This window comes from Chamaesiphon sp. VAR_48_metabat_403, assembly GCF_031422475.1.
Taxonomy (GTDB): domain Bacteria; phylum Cyanobacteriota; class Cyanobacteriia; order Cyanobacteriales; family Chamaesiphonaceae; genus Chamaesiphon.
This window is the reverse complement of the sequence record NZ_JANPLS010000427.1, coordinates 1-10049: the sequence shown is the minus strand read 5'-3', so window position 1 is coordinate 10049 and position 10049 is coordinate 1. Positions and strand designations below refer to the sequence as shown.

Annotated in this window: 7 protein-coding genes and 1 pseudogene; 5 read left to right on the top strand and 3 right to left on the bottom strand. The window is 46.3% G+C overall.

Going from position 1 to position 10049, the window contains the following annotated elements; translation table 11 throughout:
- The coding region (gene accD / locus RMO79_RS20360; protein ID WP_310485095.1) for an acetyl-CoA carboxylase, carboxyltransferase subunit beta at positions 1 to 836 on the bottom strand (836 nt) is incomplete at its 3' end.
- Between the two features lie 211 nt (positions 837 to 1047).
- Here accD and RMO79_RS20355 point away from each other — a divergent pair.
- Both RMO79_RS20355 and RMO79_RS20350 read left to right on the top strand, forming a co-directional pair.
- Positions 1048 to 2691 carry a serine/threonine-protein kinase gene (locus tag RMO79_RS20355; RefSeq protein ID WP_310485094.1) on the top strand — a complete coding sequence of 548 codons (1644 nt, stop codon included), beginning with the start codon at positions 1048 to 1050 and terminating at the stop codon, positions 2689 to 2691.
- Positions 2692 to 2778: 87 nt separating this feature from the next.
- Positions 2779 to 4763: pseudogene (locus tag RMO79_RS20350) on the top strand (hydantoinase B/oxoprolinase family protein); the annotation flags it as partial.
- 77 nt (positions 4764 to 4840) lie between these two features.
- On the opposite strand, the gene lipB reads toward RMO79_RS20350, so the two are convergent.
- Complete coding sequence (gene lipB / locus RMO79_RS20345; RefSeq protein ID WP_310485093.1) at positions 4841 to 5548, bottom strand: lipoyl(octanoyl) transferase LipB; 708 nt, start codon at positions 5546 to 5548, stop codon at positions 4841 to 4843.
- A complete protein-coding gene (locus RMO79_RS20340; protein ID WP_310485092.1) occupies positions 5532 to 6413 on the bottom strand; it encodes a sugar ABC transporter permease in 882 nt (293 codons plus the stop codon). The genes lipB and RMO79_RS20340 overlap by 17 nt, the downstream gene beginning before the upstream one ends.
- Before the next feature lie 361 nt (positions 6414 to 6774).
- Here RMO79_RS20340 and RMO79_RS20335 point away from each other — a divergent pair, with 361 nt between their 5' ends.
- From RMO79_RS20335 to RMO79_RS20325, 3 genes are all read left to right on the top strand, one after another.
- The gene (locus RMO79_RS20335) at positions 6775 to 7806 is read left to right on the top strand and encodes a long-chain acyl-[acyl-carrier-protein] reductase (protein ID WP_310485091.1); all 1032 of its coding nucleotides are present in this window, start codon (positions 6775 to 6777) and stop codon (positions 7804 to 7806) included.
- A gap of 115 nt (positions 7807 to 7921) precedes the next feature.
- Complete coding sequence (locus tag RMO79_RS20330; RefSeq protein WP_310485090.1) at positions 7922 to 8905, top strand: acetyl-CoA carboxylase carboxyltransferase subunit alpha; 984 nt, start codon at positions 7922 to 7924, stop codon at positions 8903 to 8905.
- 258 nt (positions 8906 to 9163) lie between these two features.
- Positions 9164 to 9895: an SDR family oxidoreductase gene (locus tag RMO79_RS20325; RefSeq protein ID WP_310485089.1), complete on the top strand. Its 732-nt coding sequence runs from the start codon at positions 9164 to 9166 to the stop codon at positions 9893 to 9895.
- Positions 9896 to 10049 lie beyond the last annotated feature (154 nt).

Below are 10049 nucleotides of genomic sequence, written 5' to 3'. Positions count from 1 at the left end.
GTCTGCTTGAGTTGGGTGCGGGGAACGATTTTGTCAACGAAACCCTTTTGGAGCGAATATTCAGAGGTTTGGAAATCGTCGGGTAGTTTTTCGCGCAGGGTTTGTTCGATGACTCGTCTACCAGCAAAGCCGATTGTGGCTTTGGGTTCGGCGAGAATAATGTCTCCTAACATGGCAAAACTGGCAATGACACCGCCTGTAGTTGGATTTGTCAAAATCGGCAGATACAGCAATCGGGCTTCGCGGTGACGTTCTAGTGCGCCAGAGATTTTAGCCATTTGCATCAGACTGAGCATTCCCTCTTGCATTCTGGCACCACCAGAGGCACAAACGATCGCGACTGGCAGACAATTTTTGGTAGCATATTCAATTGCGCGGGCGAGTTTTTCGCCAACGACAGAACCCATACTTCCACCCATAAATTGAAAATCCATTACCCCTAATGCCAAGGGCGATCCTTCAATTTTACCACTACCAGTTAGTACGGCATCTGTCAATCCGGTTTTGTGCTGAGTGGCTCGCAATTTGTCGCTATAGGCTTTGAGATCTTTAAACTTTAGGGGATCGGTGGGTTGCAGATGTTCGTCTAATGGCATCCAGGTATCGGCATCGATCAGTTGCTCGATCCGTTCGTGACAGGATACGCGTTTGTGATGTCCGCATTCTAGGCAAACCATCTGATTGGCGGTAAGATCTTTGGTGTAAGCGATCGCGTTACATTCTTCACACTTCGTCCATAGCCCATCGGCAATTTCCCGCTCCTGTTGTTGCTGAATGCTGGGACTAGTTTTTTGACGATCGGCAAACCAATCGAACAGGGATGTAATTTGGGGCATATGGCGGTTATGGATAAACAGCGATCGGTCGATAATAAATATACGGTTTCTAGATATATTATCTCGTGTTTGGGAGTAAGTTCCCACTCGATTTGCTAAAGACTGAGTGAAATTGCCTATTTATCGATCGATTGCCAGCTCTAGAGGCGATCCTATCGTGTAGCGTTAAGCTAAAATTCAGCTAGTGCATCGTCCGTCATACATCACAGTCATGAGCTATTGTCTCAACCCCAATTGTCCTCAACCGCAAAATCATTCCGAGGAAAAAATTTGCAAAGCTTGTGGTAGCAAATTACTCTTGAAAGATCGCTATCGAGCGATTAGCTTTCTCGATAGTGGCGGCATGAGTCGAAACTTTTTGGCAATCGATACAGATATGCCAGAAGAAAAACGCTGTGTTGTCAAACAGTTTTTCCCCTCACCTCAGGTACTAGACGATGTTGAAGCCTTTGAAAAATCGATCGAGCTATTTCAACGCGAAGGGGCACAATTAGACAGGCTGGGTGCTGACTCTAATCAAATTCCGCAATTGTTTGCGTACTTAGAACAAGAGCGCAGATTTTATTTAATTCAAGAATTTATCGATGGACAAAATCTTCTCAAAGAATTAGATAAAAATGGTGCCTATTCAGAAGAAAAAATTCATCAGTTATTAGACGATTTATTACCAATTCTTAAATTCGTTCACGATCGCGGGGTAATTCATCGCGATATTAAGCCGGAGAATATTATGCGGCGAAATACTGGCGAGTTAGTATTGATTGATTTTGGCATGTCCAAACATCTCAATAGTACGGTAATGTCGCGCGGAACTACAGGCGGGACGATGGGTTATGCACCGCCAGAACAGATTCGTGCTGGTGTCGCTTATCCAGCCAGCGATATTTATGCTTTAGGTGCTACTTGCATTCATTTACTCACCGATATTACTCCCGATCGATTGTATGATTTCATGAGTAATAAATGGCTTTGGCGACAAGAATTAGCCAGCCAAGAACGAGAAATTGACGAAAAATTAGCAACCGCAATCGATCGGATGTTAATGAATGAAGTGCAAGATCGCCACCAGTCGATCTCTTGTATTATTAAAGCATTAGAATCTCCGCCTGTAAATAATTGGCGATTGAAAGCGATCTTCGGTACGGCAATTTTAGCCGTAATCTCGACTGGATTGGTAGCATATACCAATCGAGAGCAAATTGAGTGTAATTTCTTAGGTGGATACAATCAGCTCTGTCCTCGTCCACTGCAATACCAGACACCTGAAAAAATTGGGAGTGTTACTTACTACCCATTCTTGCCAGTTACAGATAGTCAGGGTGGATCGGCAGAAGTTAACATGGCAATTCTCAGTGATGAATATGAATGGCAATTAGGCTCCGATACAGAAGTCAGACTAAATGGTAAAACCGAATCAATTCCGATTTCCGTACTTAAAGCTAAGTTAGAGCAAAAAGATAAAGGTGCCAAGAACCAAAATATCTTTGATATTATGGAAAATCCCAACCGAATTATCGCGCTGGGGATGGCATCATGTGAAGGTACTACCGCAGAAGAAGAATCCCGCGCTCTAAATCGAGCGAGAACGATTCAATCTCAAATTGTCAAGCCATTGTTTGATGTTAAGGAATATCCAGTTGTTAACTTAGGACAATTTAAAACTGGCAGTTGTCAGCGAAATGAGATCGGAAATTCAATTCAACGCAAGCTAATTATCGTGGGGATGCGAAAACAAACCGCAGGCTTAGATGAAAAAGATGTGCTTTACAAACGCCTGGGGAAAACAATTAAAGAGATAAAAATGAATAATTATTCGCAAGGTAGCATAGAAAAGTTCGCACCGATCGACAAATAGTAGGTTGGGTAGCGGATGAAGCTCGTCAATGGCGGCGATACCACGGTTGTGGATGCTTATTTATCACCAATTTTACGTCGTTATGTCGATGGCGTGGCTGCTGCATTAGCTGGGATTAGCGCGGATGCAACTAAGTTAGAATTCATGAAATCTGATGGCGGCTTGCTGACTGTAACCGATTGTAATGTGTTGGTGGGTAAAATTCAGCCAGCTTTTTTTCCGCAGGTATTTGGTACTGAGGGCAATTTACCGATCGATTTGGAAATCGTCCGCTCTAAGTTTGCCCAATTGACGACGGGCTTTGTAGCAATTGCGATCGATAAGATGGCAAAAGCGATCGCCAAAATTTCGGTACAGCGCGGCTACGATGCCAGCGAGTATACGCTGTGCTGTTTTGTAGGCGCAGGGGGGCAACATGCTTGTGCGATTGCCGAATCATTAGGAATGAGCCAGATTTTTATCCATCCTTATGCAGGCGTATTATCGGCTTATGGCATCGGGTTGGCAGATGTGCGGGTGCTGAAAGAGCGGGCGGTAGAAGCACTTTTAACCGAGGAGACGCTGCCGAATTTAGAGCAAATTTTAGCCGCATTAACGATCGCATCGCAAGCGGAAATTATCGCGCAAGGAACGAGCGAAGATCGCCTAGAAGTAGTCTATAAGGCGCATCTGCGTTATGAAGGTACCGATTCTACCTTGACGATCGAATTTGGAAGTGTAGAACAGATGCGATCGAGGTTCGATTTGGCATATCTGCAACGATATAGTTTTACAATGTTAGACAAGGCTCTAATAGTTGAATCTGTGCCTGTAGAAGCGATTGGACATGCAAATGCGATCGCCGAGCCAGTCCTAACAGCACACCGAACTACTCCATGTCTGCCTGTCGCTACCGTTCCGGTATATACTCATGGCGACTGGCACCAAACCCCCGTTTATCAGCGTGCCGAGATGCCCCCGAATAGCACCCATATCGACGAAGAGGGCATTTTATTAGATAACTTTAAATTAGTCGATCGCGGACATTTTCGCGAGTCAGAATTACTGGAAATATTAGGATCTGGCAATTATCCCGTCCGCAATCCCGCCCAAAATTTAGCCGATCTCCAAGCCCAAATCGCCGCCAACGAGCGCGGCGTGCGAGAATTACACCGGACGATCGAACATTATGGATTAGCCACCGTTCAAACATACATGCAGCACGTTCGGAATAATGCCGCCGAATCAGTCCGACGAGCGATCTCCGTATTGCAAGACGGCAGCTATACCTACATCATGGATGATGGCACCGAAATCTGCGTTAACATTACCATCGATCGAACCCAGCGTTCTGCCCGAATCGATTTTACAGGTACCTCACCCCAACAACCAACCTAAACGCCCCCCTCGCCATCTGCAAAGCCGTCGTCCTCTATGTATTTCGGACGCTAATCGATGACGATATTCCCCTCAACGCTGGCTGTCTCGAACCTCTAGAAATTATCATTCCGGCTGGCAGCCTGCTCGATCCGCGCTATCCAGCCGCCGTAGTCGCCGGAAATGTCGAAACATCCCAAGCGATCGCCAACGCCATCTACGGCGCGCTAGGGGTACTCTCAGCGGCCCAAGGCACGATGAATAATTTCACCTTTGGCAACGATTTTTACCAATATTACGAGACAATCTGTGGCGGTTCTGGTGCTGGTAATAATTTTAACGGTACCGATGCCGTCCAAACACACATGACCAACTCTCGATCGACCGATCCAGAAGTATTAGAATGGCGGTTTCCCGTGTTGGTAGCTAAATTTGCCATTCGTCCCAATAGCGGCGGTGCGGGCAAATTTCGGGGCGGTAACGGGGTAATTAGAAAGATTCAATTTCGCGAACCCATGACAGCAGCCATTTTATCTGGACATCGATCGATCGCCCCCTTCGGCTTACAAGGCGGCGCACCAGGCAAAATTGGGCATAATTCGATCGAGCGTCACGATGGCACGATCGAAATCCTGGGCGGTAAAGCCCAAGTCCACATGGAGCTTGGAGATATATTCATCATTGAAACCCCCGGTGGCGGCGGCTTTGGGGCTTAGGTTTTAGGCTTTAGGTTAAAGGGAAAAGGAAATATAGACAAAACCTCCAACACTCCCCGTCTCCCCGTCTCCCCGTCTCAAGATCGATCGAGACGACTACTCGGAGCTTCCCGCCCATCTGACATTTCCAGCCCAAACACCTCGCTAAATACATCGATAATTTGTTCGCGAACTAATGTGGGATTAATATTCGGTATAAACTCCGCCATACTACCTACAGATCGATCGGCTATTCCACAAGGTACAATCCGATCGAAGCCACTCAAATCGGGGCAAACATTCAGTGCAAAACCGTGCATGGTAATCCATCTACTAACCTTAATTCCGATCGCGGCAACTTTCCGACCTTCGAGCCAGATACCTGTAAAACCATCAATTCTTTCACCTGCGAGATTATGTAATGCTAAAACTCGCAAGACGACTTCTTCTAGCTGTCTTAAATACCAGTGTAAATCTTGTTTATAATAGCGTAAATTGAGAATTGGATAAGCAATAATTTGTCCCGGACAATGATAGGTAACTTCACCACCGCGCTCGACGCGATATAATTCATATTCGGTTTGCAGATGGTCGAACTTTACAAAATCCAGACTGGCATCAGTGCCGAGTGTATACACGGGTGGATGTTCGAGAATTACCAAAGCATCAGATCGATCCAGATCGATCGTCCGTTCTTTTTGCAGGGATTTTTGCCAGATCCAAGCAGTTTGATAATCGATCGTGCCACAATTGTACAACGAACATTTGCGCTTATTTCTAGATACATTACTAGGGTACGTTGACATTATTTTGAGAAATTTTGAGATTGATAATGGACAGAACAAAAACAATAAGAAATAGCATTAGTCCGATCGTACAGGCATAACTCAAATCGGGATTGCTAGAGCCAAAACCTTGCTGGTACAAGTAATAAACTACAGTTTTAGAACTATTACGGGGGCCGCCTTGAGTCATAACATAGACTTCTTCAAATATTTTGGTGGCCGCGATCGCACTAATCACACCTACCAATAGTAAATACGGACGCATCAACGGAATCGTAATATCCCAATGCTTGGTATAGCGATCGGAACCATCAATGGCCGCCGCTTCATATAAATCCGCTGGAATCGATTGCAACCCTGCTAAATAAATCGTCATGTAATAGCCCAGTCCCTTCCAAATCGTCACTACCATCACACTCAATAACGCCAAACCCGGACTAGTCAGCCAGGGAACGGGTGGAATGCCCACGACACTCAAAATTTGGTTGAACAAACCATTTTCGGCATAAATAAACTTCCAGGCGATGCCCGCAACTACCATCGAAATAATGACCGGAACATAGTACGCCGCCCTAAAAAAACTCATCCCTTTGAGCTTTTGGTTCACCAAAATTGCCAATAGTAGTGGTGCGATCGTCAAAATTGGTACGACCCCACAGAGGTAAATCACTGTGTTTCTAATTGTATGCCAAAACACCTCATCTTTAAACAGTCGATCGAAATTAGTCCAACCTTGCCAATTTGCCGTACCCGCGATCGGATCGTAATTGGTAAAGCTCAGATAAAAAGCCTGCAACGCAGGTAAAAAAACCGTTATCCCCAGCACTAGCAATGCAGGTGCCAGAAATAAATAAGGTGTCCAGTTGACTTGACGCAGCCGAATCATAGGGGAGTGTGGGAGGTGTGGGGAGTGTGGGATGTGTGGGGAGCGTTCCTATTTTCTTTCCCCGCTCCCCTAAAACCTAAAGAGTAACTTACCGCAATAAGCGATCCCTCGTCCCGATTTTGTACTATTGTGTAAAAGGAACTTTAAAATCTTAATGTCATTCAACAAATATTTAGAAGGTTAATTTCCTGTCATGCAATTTATCGATCGACAGCCCAGACAAAGTTGTAAGCGGAGACAGCCTCCAGACAACACCGCGCTGTCTGGATAGATCTAGCGCAAACATGCATCAGCGCAACTGTCAATTGTCAACACCGTTGACACTCCTACCCGCTCAACAGGCACAACTAGTAAAATCTTCATGTTTGGTCTTATCGGTCACCTTACCAGCTTAGAACATGCCCAAGCCGTCGCTAAAGACTTAGGCTTTCCAGAATATGCCGACCAAGGGCTGGACTTCTGGTGCAGTGCTCCACCGCAAACAGTAGACCACATCAAAGTCACAAGTATTACCGGACAACAGATTGAAGGCTACTACGTCGAATCGTGTTTCTTGCCAGAAATGTTAGCAACCCGACGCATCAAAGCTGCCATCCGCAAAATTCTTAATGCAATGGCACACGCACAAAAGCAGGGCATTCAAATTACCGCTCTCGGTGGATTCTCTTCGATTATTTTTGAAGAATTCGATCTCCACCAAAATAAACAAGTCCGAAATATCGAACTAGACTTCGACAGGTTTACAACTGGAAACACCCATACCGCTTATATTATCTGTCGGCAGGTCGAAGAAGGTGCTGCCAAACTCGGCATCGATTTAAAAAAGGCGACAGTCGCCGTGGTGGGTGCAACTGGCGATATTGGTAGTGCAGTATGTCGGTGGATGGGCAGCCGCGCGCAAATCTCCGATTTACTATTGGTAGCTCGCAACCAAGAACGCCTGCAAAACCTCCAAGCCGAACTAGGATATGGCAAAATCCTCAGCCTAGAAGACGCGTTACCCCAAGCAGATATCGTCGTCTGGGTAGCAAGTATGCCCAAAGGTGTCGAAATCGATGTCGCCAGTCTCAAACAGCCTTGTTTGCTAATCGATGGTGGTTATCCCAAAAACCTGGGGACTAAAATTCAAGCTCCTGGCGTGTACGTGATGAATGGTGGTATTGTCGAGCATTCCCTCGACATCGATTGGAAAATCATGAACATTGTCAATATGGATGCCCCCGCTCGGCAACTGTTCGCCTGTTTTGCCGAAGCCATGCTGTTAGAGTTTGAAAAATTACACACCAATTTCTCTTGGGGACGCAATCAAATCACGATCGAGAAAATGGAACAAATCGGTCAAGCCTCCCTCAAGCACGGTTTTCGTCCCCTCTTATCCTTCGTCGGCGGATAGGGGATAGGGGATAGGGAATAGGGAATAGGGGACGCAAGCGTCTTTTTACCCATTGCCCATCCACCCATCCACCCATCCACTCTCTAACCCCTATCCCCTATCCCCTATCCCCTAAATGGCTGGCACTGGAAAGAAGCCCTTTTTATTAGAATTTGAAAAACCGTTAGCTCAATTGCAAGAACGGATCGATCGAATTCGCGAACTTGCTGAAGAAAGTAGCGTCGATATCTCCAGTCAGATTTTGCAATTGGAGACTAAATACGTGCAACTGCGCGATGAAATTTTTAGCAGTCTCACACCAGCGCAACGGTTACAGCTAGCTCGTCATCCCCGTCGTCCCAGTACGCTCGACTATATTCAAGCAATTTGCGATGAGTGGATTGAGCTACATGGAGATCGTCGGGGTAAAGACGATCCGGCGTTAGTTGGCGGCGTGGGTAAATTAGCCGGAATTCCGGTGGTGCTATTGGGGCATCAAAAAGGACGCGATACCAAAGATAATGTCGCGCGCAACTTTGGGATGGCGGCTCCAGGCGGCTACCGCAAGGCAATGCGGCTGATGGAACATGCCAATCGCTTTAAAATGCCGATTATTACGTTTATCGATACGCCTGGAGCTTGGGCGGGCTTAGAAGCAGAAGAATTAGGGCAGGGTGAAGCGATCGCGTATAATCTCCGAGAGATGTTTCGGTTAGAAGTGCCGATTATTTGTACGGTCATCGGTGAAGGTGGCTCTGGTGGAGCGTTAGGGATCGGGGTCGGCGATCGACTGATGATGTTTGAACATGCCGTTTATTATGTCGCCAGTCCCGAAGCTTGTGCCTCAATTTTGTGGAAGGATGCCGGGAAGGCTCCTCAAGCTGCGGAGGTGTTGAAAATTACCGCCAAAGATTTGAAAGGGTTGGGCATTCTCGACCAAATTTTACCAGAACCGATCGGCGGCGCACATGCCGACTCGGTTCGCGCCGCCGAAGTACTCAAAGATGCGATTCTCAAAAATTTACAACAGCTCCAATTACTCCCGCCAAACGAGCTGCGATCGCTTCGATATGATAAATTCCGACAGATAGGAGTATTTATTGAAGGGGATAGGGAATAGCGAAAAGTGCGGTCTTGGGGCGCGAGCTTTGTGGGGGAAGCTTCCCCCACAAACGTCGCTTGTCTCCCCAAATAAAGCACCTTTTTAAGACAGGGGATCTAAATTATTCTCATCATCCTGAGCCTGGAGCCGACTGTCGTTGGCGGAGCCTCTCCTTTGGAGAATCGCCGTTCGCACTTAACATTAAAATCGATGTTATAATAAATTCGTAATAAAAATTTACATATTGCTCGCAATCCGAGTAATATCCGGGACTAGATGAATCCGATCGCAACAACGAATCGAACGGCATTAATTACAGGCGCGAGTAGTGGCATTGGCAAAGCCACCGCGCTAGCTTTGGCAAAAGCGGGGATAAATCTAGCATTAGTCGGACGTTCTCCGGAAAAATTAGCAGCAGTAGCAAGATCGGTAGCAGATGTGGGCGTAACAGCCAAAACATATGTGGTAGATTTATCTCAAATCGATCGAGTCTCAACCAAAATTGCCGCAATCGCCGCAGACTTTGACAATTTAGATATCCTCATTAATAATGCGGGGATGGCTTATACCGGAGCGATGGGAGATATGCCCTTGGCTGATTGGCAGCGAATCATGGACTTGAATTTGACCAGTGTGTTCCAGTGCATCCACGGAATTTTGCCGTATATGCGCCAACGTCAATCTGGGATAATTGTGAACATTTCTTCGATCGCCAGCAAACAGGTATTTCCGAATTGGGGTGCTTATTCGGTCAGTAAATTTGGTTTGATGGCACTTACCCAAGCCATTGCTGGAGAAGAACGTGCAAATGGCATCCGCGTGAGTGCAATTTGTCCTGGCTCTGTGAATACGCCGCTTTGGGACACAGACACAGTGCAAGCCGATTTCGATCGATCTGCCATGCTCACCCCCGAAATGGTCGCCCAAGGCATCCTCTACGCCGTGTTCGCTCCGGCTGGTGCCGTAGTCGAAGAACTCATCATTATGCCTAGCGGTGGAGCCTTATAGTTCCCGATTTGTCATTCATCTACCAAATCGCTTCGATTACCTTTATTTTTTTATATCTATTCAGACCAAACATGACTATTTCATCTCCTCAAAGTGGTAATTCTGCTGGCAAAGATCGACTAAATAGTATTAATACTAGACCCGATCGCAATAC